Source organism: Phaeobacter sp. JH204B (assembly GCF_048055755.1).
Taxonomy (GTDB): domain Bacteria; phylum Pseudomonadota; class Alphaproteobacteria; order Rhodobacterales; family Rhodobacteraceae; genus Phaeobacter; species Phaeobacter bryozoorum.
In genome coordinates, this window is sequence record NZ_JAYMXF010000026.1 from 256,914 (window position 1) to 272,363 (window position 15,450).

Below are 15,450 nucleotides of genomic sequence, written 5' to 3' on the forward strand. Positions count from 1 at the left end.
CAAATGCGGAGCCGCTACTGCGGCTCTCCCATGATATCATATGCGATGGCTTGCACGATGGGCCGCGCCTCATCGGCGGACATGCCGGTGCGCAGGCGTGGGTCGTACAGGATTTTCAGGAGTTTCTCATCCTGGCTGGTCAGCAGCGCAAATTCGTCATCATCGTTGAAGATCGAGGGGCGCGCCTGCGGGCTGTCGTTGCGCAGGCCAAGGCCCTGGGCAACTTCCTCGTGGATACAGCTGCGCCGCGCCAGATCCGGGTGCTCGGCGCGGATAAGCGCGACCGCGCGCATATAGGACGATGGATCCGCCTGCAGCCCCCCGGCGCGCACCAGACAATAGTAGCTCTGCGGCGGGTTGGCAAAAACCTCTAGGTCGGCGTCGCTGATCGACGGCAGGATCTCCCGCACGCGGCCGGCGACATAGGCGCTGTCGTCGGCGCCTGCAAAAATCACGTTGAAATTGGCGCGCGCGCGGCTGGTGGTGGTGCTGATCGGATGGCCGGTGATCCGGGCCAGACGGGCGGCATAGGCATCAAGGGTGGCGCGATCCTTCTGCTGCTGTTCAGCGCTGACCGAGGGGCCAAAATCGGCCCGCAGACGCACCGGCCCGTCCCAGCGCCCAAGCGCGCCGGAGGTGCGCAGATTGCTGCTGCCATATTCGTCGTAAAAGGCGATCTGCTCAAAATTCCGGCGCAGATCATCGGCGTCATAGGGTGTCTCCGGCCCGCCCCCATCGGTCCGCAGCAGCCCGCGCGTCAACAGGTCTTGCTGGAGGGCGCCATAGTAGCGGGCCAGCCGCTGGCTCTCGGCGGAGGGCGGCTTGGGCTGCGGGGCGAGATTGGCCGGGCGTGTCGGCGGCACCAGCGAGGTGCGCTGAGCGAGGGGATCGCATCCCATCAGGAACGCAGTCCCGGCCAGCGCGCCGACAAGCACCGGCACCAGCCGTCGCCTTCGGGCGCGCTGCGATATCGGCGCGGCTGCGGTCATGCGGTGCCGGGAACCGCCGTGGCGGCGGTATCGCCGACCCCGTCGCGCCGCGCCTTTGCCGAGGCCAGCGTGTCGCGCAGCTCCGCTTCCATCTTCTTCAGCTCCGCCTCGGCGGCGGCGCGCTTGGCCTTGCCCTCATCGGCGATCTGAAGGCTTTCCTGAATGGTGCCGATCAGATCCGCATTTGCCTGTTTCACCGCTTCGATATCAAAGACACCGCGCTCCATCTCCTGTCGGATCATCTTGTTGCTTTCGCGCAGATTGGCGGCGTTGGAGGTCAGCAGCTCATTGGTGAGGTCATTGGCATCGCGCACCGCCGCCGCCGCCTCGGCGGAGCGCTGGATGGTAACAGCCTGTGCCAGCTGGGTCTCCCAGAGCGGCACGGTATTGACCAGCGTCGAATTGATCTTGGTCACCAGCGATTTGTCATTCTCCTGCACCAGCCGGATCGACGGCAGCGACTGCATCGTCACCTGGCGCGTGAGCTTCAGATCATGCACCCGACGTTCCAGATCGTCGCGGGCCGCGCGCATGTCACGCAGCTCCTGCGCGCGCATCACCTGATCGGCCTCCGGTGCGGCGGCCACTGCCGCCTCCAGCGCCGGGATTTCCTTGCTGTCCAGTTCGGCCAGCTTGGCCTCACCTGCTGCAATATAGAGCGCCAGTTCGTCATAGAAGCTCAGCGTCTTGGCATAGAGCAGATCAAGCGACTTGATATCCTTCAGCAGCTGATGCTCATGGCCAAGCAGATTGTCGGTGATGCGGTCGATCTGGCCCTGCACATCCTCAAATCGCGCGGTGAACTTCGCAAAGGGCGCAGCGCGACCCAGCAGCCGCTCCCAGAAACTGCGCTTGCGGCGCACATCCAGTTCGGACACCGAAAAGCCCCGTATCGTGGTGACGATATTGCGCAGGGAATCGCCGGCAGGGCCGACATCCTTGTTGCGCACATCGGTCAGCATGGCCTGGCTGATCTGTTGCAATTCAGCCTGCGCACCGGAGCCGAAGTTGATGATCGAGTTGCTGTCGGACATGTCGATCTGCGCCATGCGCGACTGGATGTCTGCACTGGTGGCGGCGTCGGCCTGATCCAGCGACTGGATTTCGGCCGTCGGCTCCGGCAGTGCGATCGCGGTGATTTCGGAGATCAGCTGAGCCTCCTGGGCGGCTTTCGTCTGGGTCGTCTTGGACATGTCGAAGTTCCTTATGGCTGTGTCAGCGGGGGTCCAGGTGAACGCCCTCGCGCTGCAAACGGTCCCGCAGCACGTCGATTTCAACGGTCAGATCGGTGCGGTCCTCCAGCAGCATCTTGCGGGTGCGGGCGGCAAAGTTTTCCTCAAGGTCGCGCAGCAGCGCCAGATAATCCTCGCGCGACCGGGGGTCGCCACTGCGCGTATAGATATCGGCAAACTTGATCGTGGCGTCGCGCGCGCCCATCAGATAGACGGTCAGATAGCGCCGCGCGCCGGTCAGGTCGCGGGGGTCTTCCTCAACCGTGCGGAAGAGATCGCGCGCCACCTCCTGAAAGGCCTCAACCCGCTGTTCGACCTCGCGGTCACGGGCGCGCAGAGCAGCATCCTTCATGGCCGAGAGATAGGTTTCCGCCTCTTCGACGACACGGGCGACCCGGTCGCGCTGGAAATCGTCGATGCCCTCGGCGCCCTTGTCGCGCAGGGGATCAAGCCCAAAGGCCGCCAGATGCAGGCCGCTCGCCGCCGCGGCATAGATCAGCGCCGTCAGCGCGCCGGGGTCCTGCCGCCAGGCGGCAAACAGCGCGCCGACACCGCAGAGCAGCGCGGCGAGGATCTTGCGGGGTAGGGCAGGGCGACGGGCGACCTTGCGATCGTCATAAGCGGCCTCGGCCCTCAGCCCGTCGCGCAGCAGATAGGCCGATCCGGCCCATGTCGCGGCCGCAAGCAGCCCAAAGGCGAGACCGGCAGCCCCCGAAAAAACGGACATCAGCGCGACCAGACCGGCAGGCAGCGCCATCAGATTGGCGCGTGCTCCCACCGGATCGACGCGGGCATTGCGATAGCTGCCAGAACTGGAGCCCGCGCCGCCCGAAGCCGGTTCATCGGCGGCTTTCCGCTCTTGTTCGTCGGGACTGTATTTGCCGCCAAAACGCCGCGCCATGCGATCAGCCTCCGACCAGCCAGCCGGTTGCCAGACCGATCATCAGGATCAGCAAGGCCACAAAGGCGAGTTTCTGCACGTTTATTCCCCCGAGATGAGCGCTCCAAGCAATTGGAAACTTAGGATATGCAGCGCCATCTTGCTAGGGGGAAGTCTCAGGCCTTCGCCGCAGGGCCGTCTTTGGCGGTGGGTCAGCGCCGGGGCGGTTTGCCGCCACCGCGTGGGGCTGAACTGCGACCCGCATCACGGCCAGCTCCGCCGCCTGCGGGTTTACCGCCGAATTTTCTGGTCGGTTTGCCTGTCGGCTTGCCCATCGGTTTTCCGGTCGGTTTGCCAGCTTGCTTGCCAGTCGGCTTTCCGGTCGGTCTGCCGCCCGGCGTCTCGGTGCTGTGACCCGCCGGTTTTCCGCCGGGCTTTCCGGCGAACCGGTCTGCGGGTTTGCCCTTGCCTGAAAATTTGCCGCCGGACGCGCCGCCAGGACCGGACCGGCCGGCGGGCCGGGCGCCTGAACGCTCTGCGGGTCTGTCGCCAGAGCGGTCCGAGCCTGCAAATGAACGGCCCGCCGGGTTTCCGGCAGGTTTTCCGACGGGCTTGCCGCCTGGTTTTGTCGCTGGTCTTGCGCCGGCTTTCGTCGCTGGCTTGCCCGCCGGTTTCGCGGCACCGGGGCGCTGTCGTACCGGGCGGCCTGGGCGCTTGGGCTTGTCGTCTTCCTCGGTCTCGGGACCGGTCAGACCCAGCTGATCGCGCACCACACGGGGACGCAGCTCCTCGACTTCGCCTGGCTTCAGATTGCCCAGCTGGAACGGCCCATACGACAGGCGCAGCAGGCGGTTCACGGTGAACCCGATATCCTCAATGGCGCGGCGGATCTCCCGGTTCTTGCCTTCGCGCAGGCCAATGGTCAGCCAGGCGTTTGCGCCCTGCTGACGATCCAGCGCGACCGTCATCGGCTGAAATCTCTCTCCCTCGATCACGAGCCCCTGACGCAGCGGTTCAAAATCGCTGTCCTTCGGTCGGCCGTTGATCCGCACCCGGTAGCGGCGCAGCCAGCCGGTCGACGGCAGCTCCAGCTGCCGCTTGATGCCGCCGTCATTGGTCAGCAGCAGCAGCCCCTCGGAGTTGAGGTCAAGCCTGCCGACCGTCATCACACGGGGCATGTCCTCGGGCAGCTCATCAAAGATGGTCCGGCGGTCCAGCTCGTCGCTGGTGGTGGTCACCAGCCCCGCTGGTTTGTGATACATCCACAGGCGCGGCGGCTCCGGATCCTGCATCGGCATGCCATCCACCACGATCCGGTCCTTGCCCAACACCACATTCAGCGCCGGGCTGTCGATGACCTTGCCGTTCACGGCGATACGCCCTTCGGCGATCATCTTTTCGGCCTCGCGCCGCGATGCAACACCGGCGCGCGACAGCACCTTTGCGATGCGGTCGCCGTCCGGGCTCTCGCCGGTTGCGGAGGGGGCGGTCGGTTTCTTGCTGGCGCGGGCTGGTTTCGCCGCTGCGGGGCGCTGGCCCTTGGGGGAGGATGGTGTTTTGCTCATACCTGAGGCCATAGATCATTCCGCGCGGTTGCGAAAGCTCCCATTCTGGGGCAGGGAGAGCTATGCCGTTTCGTTCTCATATGGATATTGCGCTTGCCGAGGCGCGTTCAGCCGCCGCGCGCGGCGAGGTGCCGGTGGGCGCCGTGCTGATCGCGCCGGATGGCCGTGTCGTGGCACAGGCGGGCAATCGCACCCGCGAACTGAACGACCCCACCGCCCATGCCGAGGTGCTGGTGATCCGTGCGGCCTGCGCCGCCGCCGGTTCCGAGCGGTTGACCGGTCACGACCTTTACGTGACGCTAGAACCCTGCGCCATGTGCGCGGCGGCGATTGCTGCCGCCCGCATCGGGCGTGTTTACTACGGGGCGTCCGATCCGAAATCCGGTGGCGTCGCCCATGGTGCCTGCGTGTTCTCGCACCCGCAGGCTCATCACGTGCCCGAGGTTTACGATGGCATTAGCGCAGAGCCGGCCGAAACCCTGCTGAAGGAGTTCTTTGCGGCGCGTCGCGCCGGGGACGGTTGACCGCGCTGATTTCCTGCCCGTAGCGTGTCGGCGCGGCGGGCCAGCAGATGAGCGGCCTGCACTGCCGAAATGGGGGGGGGGCGAGTGATGAGCAAGGAATATCTGGCAGATGACGGGCAGCTGCGCTGTGGCTGGGCTGGATCCGCGCCCGAGTTTCTGGCCTATCACGATCAGGAATGGGGCTATCCGGTGGCAGATGATCGCCGCCTGTTTGAAAAGATCTGTCTGGAGAGCTTTCAATCCGGCCTGAGCTGGCGGACCATTCTGGCCAAGCGCGAGAACTTCCGCGCAGCCTTCCATGGTTTTGACTGGGACCGCGTGGCGGAATTTGGCCCGGCAGATGTGGAGCGCCTGTTGCAGGATGCAGGCATTGTCCGCCATCGCGGCAAGGTCGAGGCGGTGATCAACAATGCCCGGCGCGCGCAGGAGCTGGTCAGGCAGGAGGGCTCGCTGGCGGCGTTTTTCTGGCGGTTTGAACCCGGTCCCGATGCGCAGGTGCCGCCGCAGACGGCCTCTATCACGCCGCAGTCCATCGCGCTGTCAAAAGAGCTGAAGAAACGGGGCTGGAAATTTGTCGGCCCCACCACCTGTTTTGCCTTCATGCAGGCGATGGGGCTGGTCAATGATCACGCGGAGCATTGCATCTGCCGCGCGCAGGCGGCCAGGGCACGCGCCAGCTTTCAATCCCCGGCCTTATCCGGCGGCGAGTGATCAGGCCGCACGCGTGATCTTCGCGCTTTTGAGGTCAGCGCGCTACCAGGCTTTCGCGCGTGCCCGCGCCGCCCCGGCCGGGGCGGCGCCACGCCCAACGGGACCGGATCTGCACCGCAGACCGGGGTCCGGGCGGGAGCCTGTCGGCTAGACGTCGATTACGTCCAGAACCTGCGGCTCGATCACCGTCACATCCGGCAGCGCCTCGGCCAGTTTCTCGGCGCTCTGCTCAAGGATCGGGAACGTGCGGTAGTGGCAGGGGATCACGGTCTTGAAGTTGAAATACCGTGTCGCCGCATAGGCCGCCTGCGCCATATCCATGGTGAAATGCCCGCCCGCGCTCAGGATGCCGATGTCGGGTTTGTAGTAATCCCCCATCCAGTCCATATCGGCCATCAACCCGGTATCGCCCGAGATATAGAGCGTCTTGTTTTCACTCATCAGCATGTAGCCGACTTCGCTGCCCCCGGTGCGCAGCCCGTCCTGGGTGGCAAAGGTCGAGCTGTGCGAGGCAGGCACCATCGCCAGTTGCGGCCCGTCCAGATTGACGGTTCCGCCTTTGTTGAAGCCGATGGTGGTGACCTCCTCGGTCTCGCCCCAGATGCCCATCAGGTCATATTGCCCCACAATCGGCACATCCAGGCGTCGCGCCAGCGCCAGCACGTCGATCACATGGTCGAAATGCGCATGGGTCAGAATGATATGGGTGGCGCCGGTGATCGCGGCGTCATGCTGGTCCTCGGCGAGCATGGGATTGCCGGTGAGCCAGGGATCGACCAGCAGAACCTGCCCTGCGGTCTCGATGCGAAAACTGCCATGGCCCAACCAGATGATCTTCATGTTCTGTCTCCCTCAATACTGTTACGATCGGCCCCGCTGGCGCATCGTCTTGGCCTAAGCCTATCGCGCTTGGTGCAAAAATCCACTCGCCCGCGCTCCGTCACGCCGATTTCACCGGGGTTTCGCGCCGCCACAGGCTTGCGGCGGCGGCGGTGCGGCGGTAAATGCGTCCTAACACGAGATGAGGGTTTCCATGTCGATTGACCAAAGCACCGCCGCAAAAGTGGCCAAACTGGCCCGTATCAAGGTCGAAGAGGACGCGCTGCCAGCACTGGCGGATGAGTTCAACACCATCCTCGGCTTTATCGAGCAGCTGAACGAGGTGGATGTTGAGGGCGTCGAACCGATGACGTCGGTGACGCCGCAGCGCCTGAAACGCCGCGTCGACGAGGTGACCGATGGCAATCAGCAGGACAAGATCCTGGCCAATGCCCCCGATGCCCGCGAAGGGTTTTTTGCAGTGCCCAAGGTGGTTGAATAAGACATGACCGAACTCAACAAACTCACCCTGTCCGAAGCCCGTGACGCATTGCGCAAGGGCGAGACCACCTCTGTCGAGCTGACCGAGGCCTGCCTCAAGGCCATCGAGGCCGCAGATGCGCTGAACGCGTTTGTGCACAAGACACCCGAAATCGCGCTGGAGCGCGCCAAGGCAGCAGATGCACGGATCAAGGCAGGCGATGCGCCCGCCATGTGCGGCCTGCCGATCGGCATCAAGGACCTGTTCTGCACCAAAGGTGTCGCCAGCCAGGCCGCCTCCGGCATTCTGGAAGGTTTCAAACCCGAATATGAATCCACCGTATCGCAGCAGCTGCAGGATGCAGGCGCTGTCATGCTGGGCAAGCTGAACATGGACGAATTCGCCATGGGCTCGTCCAATGAAACCTCCGTCTATGGTAACGCGGTCAGCCCTTGGCGGCGCGGCAATGATACTGCCGAGCTGACACCGGGCGGCTCCTCCGGCGGCTCCGCAGCGGCCGTGGCTGCGGATCTGTGCCTTGCGGCCACCGGCACCGACACTGGCGGCTCGATTCGCCAGCCGGCCGCCTTTACCGGGATCACTGGCATCAAGCCCACCTATGGGCGCTGCTCGCGCTGGGGGGTGGTGGCCTTTGCCTCCTCCCTGGATCAGGCGGGCCCGATGACCAAATCGGTGCGCGACGCGGCAATGATGCTTGAGGCGATGTGCGGCCACGACCCCAAGGACAGCACCAGCGCCGATCTGGCGGTGCCGAACTTCGAGGCGATGCTGACCGGCGATATCAAGGGCAAGAAAATCGGTATCCCGCGTGAATACCGCATGGATGGAATGCCCGGCGAAATCGAGAAACTCTGGTCCGAAGGCGCCGAGATGCTGCGTGCCGCCGGGGCCGAGATCGTCGATATCTCCCTGCCGCACACCAAATACGCCCTGCCTGCCTATTACGTGATCGCCCCGGCCGAGGCCTCCTCCAACCTCGCGCGCTATGACGGTGTGCGCTATGGCCAGCGCGCGGCGCTGGAGGCGGGCGATGGCATTACCGAAATGTACGAAAAAACCCGCGCCGCAGGCTTCGGCCATGAGGTACAGCGCCGCGTTATGGTGGGGACCTATGTTCTCTCGGCCGGTTTCTACGACGCCTATTACAACCGCGCCCGCAAGGTCCGCACCCTGATCAAGAAAGACTTCGAAGACGTCTTTGCTCAGGGCATTGACGCGATCCTGACCCCGGCGACACCTTCGGCCGCCTTCGGCCTCGGCGAAATGATCGACGCGGATCCGGTGCAGATGTATCTCAATGACGTCTTTACCGTCACCGTGAACCTCGCCGGTCTGCCCGGCATTTCGGTTCCGGCCGGTGTTGATGCGCAGGGCTTGCCGCTGGGGCTTCAGCTGATTGGCCGCCCCTGGGAAGAGGGCGATCTGCTGAATACGGCCTATGCGCTGGAAGGGGCCGCCGGTTTTGTGGCCAAGCCGGCCCAATGGTGGTAAACCCTGTCCTGATCTGAGCAGAACCAACAGGTGGTGATCATGCGTCTATTCCGGTCCATCTTGGCGACCAGCAGTCTTGTGCTGCTGGCTGCGTGCCAGCCTCCGGTGCCTGAAAGTGGCCCCGAGGCCGGATTTGGCTCCAGCCCCTTTGACCGGGCACCGGCGACAGGCACCACGATTAATGGCGATCCGCTGGTGCCGCCGGTCCGCGTCGCAACCGAGAGCTTGCCGGGCAGCGCGCAGCCCGCCCCCCGCGTCGCAGCCGCAGGCAGCAGCGCCGGATCCCTCGCACCCGCGACCGGCAGCAGCGACGATATTGCCCGCGAAACCGCCGCGGCCCTCGCGGCTGCACGCGGCAACTCGGGCACCGCACCGATCGAGGCCAGCCCGTCAAACCCGGCACCGGCCCTCGCGGGCAATCCGCGGATCTCCGACGAGAATGATTTCGATGCGGTCGCCTCGCGCCAAAGCATCGAAAGCGATGCCGAGCGTCTTGCCCGTCAGCGCGCCCAGTATCAGGTGGTCAGCCCCACCGCAGTGCCCGAACGCAGCGGCGACCGCGATCCCAATATCGTACGCTATGCGCTCAGCACCTCCAACCCGCGTGGGCAGCGGATCTATTCACGCTCCGGCTTCAACCTGGCGGCCCGCTCCTCGCGCAACTGCGCCGGATTTGCCTCGCCGGAACTGGCCCAGATTGCCTTTCTCGAAGCGGGCGGCCCGAAACGTGACCGCCAGGCGCTTGATCCCGATGGGGACGGCTACGCCTGCGGCTGGGATCCAGCGCCCTATCGACTTGCGGTGCAGAACTGAGGCGGCTGGCGCCTCATGACACCTCCGCCGACCTCTGCTGACACCGGGACGGATGCCATCTGGCACCCCAGTCCCAATTTCAATGCGCGCCGCCATGATCTGACGCCGCATCTGGTTGTGCTGCATTACACCGCGATGGACAGTGCCGAGGCCGCATTGGAGCGGCTCTGCGACCCGCAGTACGAGGTGTCGGCCCATTACCTGATCGCCGCTGACGGACGGCTGTGGCAGATGGTCAGGGAGGCCGACCGCGCCTGGCATGCCGGCGCCGGGGAATGGTGCGGGCAGGAGGATATCAACTCCCGCTCGATCGGGATCGAATTGGACAACCGGGGCGATCATCCGTTTTCTGCAGCCCAGATGAACCGGCTGGAGGAGCTGCTGCGGGCCGTGCTGTTGCGCTGGCGGATCCCGGCCTCCGGTGTGATCGGGCATTCCTGCATGGCGCCAGGGCGCAAATGTGACCCGGGCGCCCGCTTTGACTGGGCGCGGCTGGCCAGACAGGGGCTGGCCAGCGCCGCGCCGGGTGCTGCGGCGCGGCCAGAGACCGACGTCGGGATGGACCGCTTTCGCGCTCTGGCGCGGCGGCGTGGCTTTACGGCGGATGTGGATGACGCCACCCTGCTGCAGGCGGTGCGCCTCAGATTCCGGCCATGGCAGACCGGTCCCTTGACCGACAGGGACGTCCTGCCGCTGCTGACCGATGCGTCCCGGGCAGAGGCCTGAGCGAGGCTCTGCCTCGCGCTCCGGGATATTTGACGCCAGAAGATAGAGAGCGTCCCGGCATCTTCTGGCCGCAAATATCCTGGGGGTGAGCGCCGCAGGCGCGAGGGGGCAACGCCCCCGGTGCACTATCCGCTTGACCTTGGGCGCAGTAGTTTCTACGCCAACCCCTGCGCAGAGGGCCGGACGGCCGCGGGGGGCCGCAAGGCGTCGCGAGGAAAGTCCGGACTCTACAAAACAACGGTGCCGGGTAATGCCCGGGCAGAGCGATCTGACGGAGAGCGCCACAGAAAACAGACCGCCCATGTGCGCCTGCCTGTCAGGTGATCCCATGTGGGTAAGGGTGAAACGGTGGGGTAAGAGCCCACCGCGCCGCTGGCAACAGGGGTGGCACGGCAAGCCCCACCGGGAGCAATGCCAAATAGGACCCCCGCGCGGGCCGGTCGGCGTCAGCCGATACCGCCGCTAGGCATGTTTTGGCCAAGAGGGGTCGGGTTGGCAGCTGGAGGTGCGCAGCAATGTGCATCCTAGATGAATGGTCGTCGAAGGGGCCCTGGCCCTGGAACAAAATCCGGCTTACAGGCCCTCTGCGCAAAATATCCCCTCGAATCCTATTGACTCGCGGGGTGGTGCAGGTAAAAGCGCACGCTCATATAGGAATTTACCGAGAGGCCCCTGCCTTTTCGGACGCAGGAGAATACCATGGCGAAGCCGACCACAATCAAGATCCGCCTGAACTCGACCGCGGGCACGGGCCACTTCTACGTGACCAAGAAAAACGCACGCACCATGACCGAGAAAATGGTTGTGCGTAAGTACGACCCGGTCGTGCGCAAGCACGTTGAATACAAAGAAGGCAAAATCAAATAAGCCTCTTGGTGTTGCGCTGCCTCCGGACGCGACACCGCCCCCGATATTCGGGACAGTAGATCAGAAGGGTCGCACCAGGGTGCGGCCCTTTTTCGTGTGGCCGCGTTGTTGCCTGACTGACCGGGCGCCACTGACCGGGCGCCGCTGGCCGGGCTGCCGGTCGCGCGCATTTTATGAAAATTCGGTAAATGAAAACACCGACGGTGCGCCGGATCGGCCCGAAAATGCCACATTTGGCCGTCACATATGTCTTGGGATGTGGGTGAGAGAGTGGGTCCGGGATGCAGCGCCAGAAGCGCGCGGTTTCGGAAGTTCACAGCACCACAGGTCGGCTCGGGGGAGCGACCATGACAGGAGGCGACGGTGGGGTCGCCTCCTGTTTTTCGTTGTGGCCCCAGATTAGCCGCGCCACTCGGCCATGACCATCACAGGCAGCAGGCCCATACGCTGCATCAGCGCCGCAGAGGCGGTGTTGAAGGGGGCGTATGTGGTGGCGATCACCGGAACGCCCTTGGCCGCCACAGAACGCTTCATATCGGTGATCAGCGCGGTTGCGACACCCATGCGCTGCCAGCTCTTGGCGACGGCGACATGGTGCAGCATGGCGCGGGTCTCGGCCCTGCGGACGGGGAGGGCAGGGCGCTCCTCGATGCCATAGATGACATAGCCCATGATCCGCCCCTGCGGGCTGACGGCGGCGCGGGCGGTCAGGCTTGGCTCGCTCAGCCATGTCTCAAGCCAGCGGGCCAGCGCTGCACCATCAGGATCGGCCGGGTAGCGGTCAGGCTGGTGGGTGACATGCAGCGCGTGCAGCTCTTGCAGCAGCGGGACAATGCGGTGCGCCTCTTTCGGGGCGATATCAATCAATCTCATCGGGGTCTCAAATTCGTTGCGTGACATGTCCCGGCCGCAACGGCAGCGCGGGCAAAGAAAAAGGGCGGATCGTTATGATCCGCCCCGGTCTTGGTTGGCTCTGGAAGGTGTCGCGTTATTCGCGGTTTCCAAGCAGCTGGAGCAGCATCATGAACATATTGATGAAGTCCAGATAGAGGCTCAGTGCGCCCATGATCGCGGATTTCGCCAGCCATTCCTGGTCGCCCATATGGGCGTGCTGGAGATAGTCATTCTTGATCCGCTGGGTGTCATAGGCGGTGAGGCCCGCAAAGATCAGCACGCCGATCACGGAGATCGCAAAGGCCATTGCCGACGACGCCAGGAAAATGTTGACGATAGACGCCACGATCAGGCCGATCAGGCCCATAATCAGGAAGGCGCCCATGCCGCTGAGGTCCTTCTTGGTGGTGTAACCCACCAGCGACAGGCCCGCAAAGGCGATGGAGGTGATCAGGAACACCTGCACGATGCTTTCGCCGGTGAACACCAGGAAGATCGAGCTGATCGACAGGCCCATCACGGTGGCGAAGACGTAGAACAGCAGCTGGACGCCCGCGGCCGACATGCGGTTCGCGGCGGCGCCGATGCCAAACACAAAGGCCAGCGGGGCAAACATGATCACCCACTTCAGCGGCGAGGCGTAAAGCGCATAGCCGATGCTGGTCAGGTATTTATCCGCGCTCAGCTGGGCTGCGGCATTGGCCGGATCAGTGGTCACCGCCAGGCCGGAGATGGCCCAGGCAGCCAGAAATGTAATGAATGTGCCCACGGCCATGGTGCCGTAGACCTTGTTCATATGGGCGCGCAGGCCCGCATCGATCTCCGCAGCGCGTGCGCCCGCTGTGGACCGGATGGTGTCAAACTGTGCCATGTATCATGGTCTCCGTCTTTAAACTCCCTCGCGCAGGTTTCCTGCTGCGTGCAGAGACCTGGCGTTCCTCGCAAATATCGGGTGAAGCGGGGCGCGGTTCAAGGCCGTAGACCGAAGTTTCGGTGGAATTATCGACAAAAAGCGGTGGAAGCTCGGTCGCGGGGAAGGGATCAAGTCTCTATTGGCCATCTAGGGGGAATATTGCTGACAGGTGATAGTCACGCTCAATCTTTGAGTGCATTTCTATTGTGGTGGTCGCGCAATTTTGACATGTCTTCCATCATGAGATCACAAAACACACATCTTCAAGGGATCGGGTTACGTCTGTTGGCCGCATTCCTGATGACCGCCATGTCAGCCGCAATCCATGGTGCGGCACAGAGTGTGCCTATTGGTCAAATCATGTTCTGGCGATCTGCTCTGGCGTTGGTGCCCATCGTTCTTTACATGGCTTGGCGCAGTGAGTTCCCTGCCGCGTTGAAGACACGATATCCTCGACTGCATGTGACACGGAGTGCTTTTGGTGCGTTTTCCATGGCAATGTCTTTTATATCCCTCGCTTATCTGCCTGTCGCCAATGCACAAGCCCTGGCCTACCTTGCACCGGTTCTGGTCTTGCCAATCGCGGCGATGATGCTCGGGGAACGGTTGACCGCCACAATTATAATCGCAATTTCCGTTGGATTTTCGGGGGTTGTATTGCTGTTGTGGGAGGCTATTGAATTGCCCGGCGATGGAGCCTTGATTGGCGTGGTTGCTGGTCTCGCGTATGCATTCACTATGGCGTTCGTTCGGGTGCACACAAAAACTATGACGGCAACCGAGGGTTCATCCACCATTGCCTTCTACTTTGCGATTGTCTCTGCCGGGCTCGGGCTTGCTTCTTTGCCATTGGGTTGGGTGTCCCTCAGCACAGCAATGTTCGGATGGCTTGCTCTGGCCGGGCTGATTGGTGGCATCGGTCACATTGTCGCCAATGAAGCGGTGGCACGGGCTCCGGTCAGTACGCTCGCGCCTTTTGACTTTACCGGTCTTGTTTGGGCGCTTGGCTTTGATCTGGTGTTGTTTTCGGTGATACCGGGAGCGTTGGGGGTTCTGGGGGTCTTTGCCATTACCCTTGCGGCACTGCTGGTGACTTTCGCTGGCCGCAACCCACAACCTGATCCACTCAAGGTGTAAATGCACACACGCTGACACCGAACTTCAGCTCAGGCTGTATCGTAACAAAAAGGCCCGCAGCGCGGACCTCTTTTCGTATTAGGCTTGGTGTGAGCCTTGTCGGCGCGTCGCCTTTAGCGGGTCCAGCTGCTCGGCGCGTCCCAGATCGGGCGGCGGGCCTCTGCCTGGGCTTCGGTCTTGCTGATGCCCATGTCGTCCAACGCGCTTTGATCAAGCGTGGCCAGCATCCGGCGTTCGCGCCAGATGGCGAGGCGTTGGGCAACGGTTGCGAGGAACGAGCGGCGGGGCGCGCAGGTGCAGTTGCGCAGGCTGTTGTCCATATAGGTCATGATTTTTGTCCTTTTCTGGAACTCTGATGAAGTTGCAGTGTCTGATCAATTCTATTGATGTATATGGCGGAGTGTGATTGATATGAAAAACGAATGTTTATGATTTAAACCATCAGGGATTGTGATGATGCGAAATCTCGATATCACCACGCTGCGCTCGTTTGTGGCGGTTGCGGACAATGGCGGGGTGACCCGCGCGGCCGGTTTTCTGCATCTGACCCAATCGGCGGTCTCCATGCAGCTGAAGCGGCTGGAGGAGCTGTTGGGCCTGCAACTGCTGGACCGTTCTGGCCGCACCATTGCGCTGACCGCATCGGGCGAGCAGCTGCTGGCCTATGCGCGCCGGATGGTGGCGCTGAATGACGAGGTGATCGGGCGACTGACCGATCAGGCCTATGAAGGTGAAATCGTTCTTGGGGTGCCGCATGACATTGTCTACCCGGCGATCCCGCAGGTGCTACAGCGTTTCAATGCGTCGTTCCCACGGGTGAAGGTGCAGCTGATCTCCAGCTATACCCGCTCTTTGAAGGAGCAGTTTTCGCGCGGTGAATGCGATCTGATCCTGACCACCGAAACCGCCACCTCGGAAAACGGCGAAACGCTGGCCAAGCGGCCGCTGTGCTGGATTGGTGCGCCCAATGGATCAGCCTGGCGGCAGCGCCCGCTGAAACTGGCCTTTGGCCGCTATTGCACCTTCCGGCCCAAGGTGGTGAGCGCGCTGGACGCCGCCGGGATCGCCTGGGAAATGGTGGTGGAGACCGATAGCGACCGCACCATCGAGGCGACGGTCAGCGCCGATCTGGCGATCCACACCATGATCGAGGGCACCGAGCCGCCGCATCTGCTACAGATCGACCACGGTGGCAGCCTGCCGGATCTGCCGATCCAGCTGATCAACCTCTATGGGGCAGAGACCTCTGGCTCTCCGATGGTGACTGAACTTGCCTTTCTGGTGCGGAAGGCCTTTCGCAACATCAGTACCCCGCTGGCGGCGGCGCAGTCCCATTGGACCGCAGCCTGACACCTGCGCCCTAACGATCGCGCCCTGCGGCTGCCCT

At 63.4% G+C, this 15,450-nt stretch carries 17 protein-coding genes and 1 other RNA gene; 10 read left to right on the top strand and 8 right to left on the bottom strand.

The features are described from left to right. Positions 1 to 14: 14 nt before the first annotated feature. The 4 genes from VXL81_RS15275 to VXL81_RS15290 form a co-directional block, all read right to left on the bottom strand. The gene (locus tag VXL81_RS15275; protein ID WP_416555050.1) at positions 15 to 899 is read right to left on the bottom strand and encodes a DUF2927 domain-containing protein; all 885 of its coding nucleotides are present in this window, start codon (positions 897 to 899) and stop codon (positions 15 to 17) included. Between the two features lie 86 nt (positions 900 to 985). Beyond that, on the bottom strand, positions 986 to 2,182 hold the full coding sequence (locus VXL81_RS15280; RefSeq protein ID WP_416535086.1) for a toxic anion resistance protein: 1,197 nt from the start codon (positions 2,180 to 2,182) through the stop codon (positions 986 to 988). Between the two features lie 22 nt (positions 2,183 to 2,204). Continuing rightward, a complete protein-coding gene (locus tag VXL81_RS15285; RefSeq protein WP_416539062.1) occupies positions 2,205 to 3,122 on the bottom strand; it encodes a 5-bromo-4-chloroindolyl phosphate hydrolysis family protein in 918 nt (305 codons plus the stop codon). Positions 3,123 to 3,313: 191 nt separating this feature from the next. Then, on the bottom strand, positions 3,314 to 4,666 hold the full coding sequence (locus VXL81_RS15290; RefSeq protein WP_416554978.1) for a pseudouridine synthase: 1,353 nt from the start codon (positions 4,664 to 4,666) through the stop codon (positions 3,314 to 3,316). Between the two features lie 62 nt (positions 4,667 to 4,728). Here VXL81_RS15290 and VXL81_RS15295 point away from each other — a divergent pair, with 62 nt between their 5' ends. Both VXL81_RS15295 and VXL81_RS15300 read left to right on the top strand, forming a co-directional pair. After that, the gene (locus tag VXL81_RS15295) at positions 4,729 to 5,190 is read left to right on the top strand and encodes a nucleoside deaminase (protein WP_416554980.1); all 462 of its coding nucleotides are present in this window, start codon (positions 4,729 to 4,731) and stop codon (positions 5,188 to 5,190) included. Between the two features lie 87 nt (positions 5,191 to 5,277). After that, on the top strand, positions 5,278 to 5,901 hold the full coding sequence (locus VXL81_RS15300; protein WP_416535089.1) for a DNA-3-methyladenine glycosylase I: 624 nt from the start codon (positions 5,278 to 5,280) through the stop codon (positions 5,899 to 5,901). 147 nt (positions 5,902 to 6,048) lie between these two features. Here the strand turns inward: VXL81_RS15300 and VXL81_RS15305 are convergent, their stop codons facing one another. Next, positions 6,049 to 6,741: a metal-dependent hydrolase gene (locus VXL81_RS15305; RefSeq protein WP_340546071.1), complete on the bottom strand. Its 693-nt coding sequence runs from the start codon at positions 6,739 to 6,741 to the stop codon at positions 6,049 to 6,051. A 193-nt stretch (positions 6,742 to 6,934) separates the two neighbouring features. On the opposite strand from VXL81_RS15305, the gene gatC reads away from it, so the two are divergent. From gatC to rpmG, 6 genes are all read left to right on the top strand, one after another. Continuing rightward, positions 6,935 to 7,222: an Asp-tRNA(Asn)/Glu-tRNA(Gln) amidotransferase subunit GatC gene (gene gatC / locus VXL81_RS15310; protein WP_008561736.1), complete on the top strand. Its 288-nt coding sequence runs from the start codon at positions 6,935 to 6,937 to the stop codon at positions 7,220 to 7,222. A gap of 3 nt (positions 7,223 to 7,225) precedes the next feature. Next, complete coding sequence (gene gatA / locus VXL81_RS15315; protein ID WP_340546070.1) at positions 7,226 to 8,713, top strand: Asp-tRNA(Asn)/Glu-tRNA(Gln) amidotransferase subunit GatA; 1,488 nt, start codon at positions 7,226 to 7,228, stop codon at positions 8,711 to 8,713. Between the two features lie 39 nt (positions 8,714 to 8,752). After that, a complete protein-coding gene (locus VXL81_RS15320; RefSeq protein ID WP_340546069.1) occupies positions 8,753 to 9,526 on the top strand; it encodes a hypothetical protein in 774 nt (257 codons plus the stop codon). 15 nt (positions 9,527 to 9,541) lie between these two features. Beyond that, entirely contained in the window at positions 9,542 to 10,252 is a 711-nt protein-coding gene (locus VXL81_RS15325) for an N-acetylmuramoyl-L-alanine amidase (protein WP_416554982.1), read from the top strand. Between the two features lie 171 nt (positions 10,253 to 10,423). Beyond that, positions 10,424 to 10,844, top strand: an RNA gene (gene rnpB, locus VXL81_RS15330) — RNase P RNA component class A. A gap of 107 nt (positions 10,845 to 10,951) precedes the next feature. Beyond that, positions 10,952 to 11,119 carry a 50S ribosomal protein L33 gene (rpmG, locus tag VXL81_RS15335; RefSeq protein WP_007814563.1) on the top strand — a complete coding sequence of 56 codons (168 nt, stop codon included), beginning with the start codon at positions 10,952 to 10,954 and terminating at the stop codon, positions 11,117 to 11,119. 399 nt (positions 11,120 to 11,518) lie between these two features. Here the strand turns inward: rpmG and VXL81_RS15340 are convergent, their stop codons facing one another. Both VXL81_RS15340 and VXL81_RS15345 read right to left on the bottom strand, forming a co-directional pair. Continuing rightward, positions 11,519 to 11,992 carry a GNAT family N-acetyltransferase gene (locus VXL81_RS15340; RefSeq protein WP_340546337.1) on the bottom strand — a complete coding sequence of 158 codons (474 nt, stop codon included), beginning with the start codon at positions 11,990 to 11,992 and terminating at the stop codon, positions 11,519 to 11,521. 115 nt (positions 11,993 to 12,107) lie between these two features. After that, complete coding sequence (locus VXL81_RS15345) at positions 12,108 to 12,884, bottom strand: Bax inhibitor-1 family protein (RefSeq protein WP_416554984.1); 777 nt, start codon at positions 12,882 to 12,884, stop codon at positions 12,108 to 12,110. A gap of 201 nt (positions 12,885 to 13,085) precedes the next feature. On the opposite strand from VXL81_RS15345, the gene VXL81_RS15350 reads away from it, so the two are divergent. Further along, complete coding sequence (locus VXL81_RS15350) at positions 13,086 to 14,063, top strand: DMT family transporter (protein WP_416554986.1); 978 nt, start codon at positions 13,086 to 13,088, stop codon at positions 14,061 to 14,063. Between the two features lie 113 nt (positions 14,064 to 14,176). On the opposite strand, the gene VXL81_RS15355 is transcribed toward VXL81_RS15350, so the two are convergent. Next, the gene (locus VXL81_RS15355; RefSeq protein ID WP_340546065.1) at positions 14,177 to 14,392 is read right to left on the bottom strand and encodes a DUF1127 domain-containing protein; all 216 of its coding nucleotides are present in this window, start codon (positions 14,390 to 14,392) and stop codon (positions 14,177 to 14,179) included. A gap of 127 nt (positions 14,393 to 14,519) precedes the next feature. On the opposite strand from VXL81_RS15355, the gene VXL81_RS15360 reads away from it, so the two are divergent. Beyond that, positions 14,520 to 15,413 carry a LysR family transcriptional regulator gene (locus VXL81_RS15360; RefSeq protein ID WP_416535096.1) on the top strand — a complete coding sequence of 298 codons (894 nt, stop codon included), beginning with the start codon at positions 14,520 to 14,522 and terminating at the stop codon, positions 15,411 to 15,413. Positions 15,414 to 15,450 lie beyond the last annotated feature (37 nt).

Coding starts and splice junctions, on each gene's coding strand:
- VXL81_RS15275 (WP_416555050.1), bottom strand. CDS start 899: ATGGGATGCGATCCCCTCGCTCAGCGCACCTCGCTGGTGCCGCCGACA.
- VXL81_RS15280 (WP_416535086.1), bottom strand. CDS start 2,182: ATGTCCAAGACGACCCAGACGAAAGCCGCCCAGGAGGCTCAGCTGATC.
- VXL81_RS15285 (WP_416539062.1), bottom strand. CDS start 3,122: ATGGCGCGGCGTTTTGGCGGCAAATACAGTCCCGACGAACAAGAGCGG.
- VXL81_RS15290 (WP_416554978.1), bottom strand. CDS start 4,666: ATGAGCAAAACACCATCCTCCCCCAAGGGCCAGCGCCCCGCAGCGGCG.
- VXL81_RS15295 (WP_416554980.1), top strand. CDS start 4,729: ATGCCGTTTCGTTCTCATATGGATATTGCGCTTGCCGAGGCGCGTTCA.
- VXL81_RS15300 (WP_416535089.1), top strand. CDS start 5,278: ATGAGCAAGGAATATCTGGCAGATGACGGGCAGCTGCGCTGTGGCTGG.
- VXL81_RS15305 (WP_340546071.1), bottom strand. CDS start 6,741: ATGAAGATCATCTGGTTGGGCCATGGCAGTTTTCGCATCGAGACCGCA.
- gatC (WP_008561736.1), top strand. CDS start 6,935: ATGTCGATTGACCAAAGCACCGCCGCAAAAGTGGCCAAACTGGCCCGT.
- gatA (WP_340546070.1), top strand. CDS start 7,226: ATGACCGAACTCAACAAACTCACCCTGTCCGAAGCCCGTGACGCATTG.
- VXL81_RS15320 (WP_340546069.1), top strand. CDS start 8,753: ATGCGTCTATTCCGGTCCATCTTGGCGACCAGCAGTCTTGTGCTGCTG.
- VXL81_RS15325 (WP_416554982.1), top strand. CDS start 9,542: ATGACACCTCCGCCGACCTCTGCTGACACCGGGACGGATGCCATCTGG.
- rpmG (WP_007814563.1), top strand. CDS start 10,952: ATGGCGAAGCCGACCACAATCAAGATCCGCCTGAACTCGACCGCGGGC.
- VXL81_RS15340 (WP_340546337.1), bottom strand. CDS start 11,992: ATGAGATTGATTGATATCGCCCCGAAAGAGGCGCACCGCATTGTCCCG.
- VXL81_RS15345 (WP_416554984.1), bottom strand. CDS start 12,884: ATGGCACAGTTTGACACCATCCGGTCCACAGCGGGCGCACGCGCTGCG.
- VXL81_RS15355 (WP_340546065.1), bottom strand. CDS start 14,392: ATGACCTATATGGACAACAGCCTGCGCAACTGCACCTGCGCGCCCCGC.
- VXL81_RS15360 (WP_416535096.1), top strand. CDS start 14,520: ATGCGAAATCTCGATATCACCACGCTGCGCTCGTTTGTGGCGGTTGCG.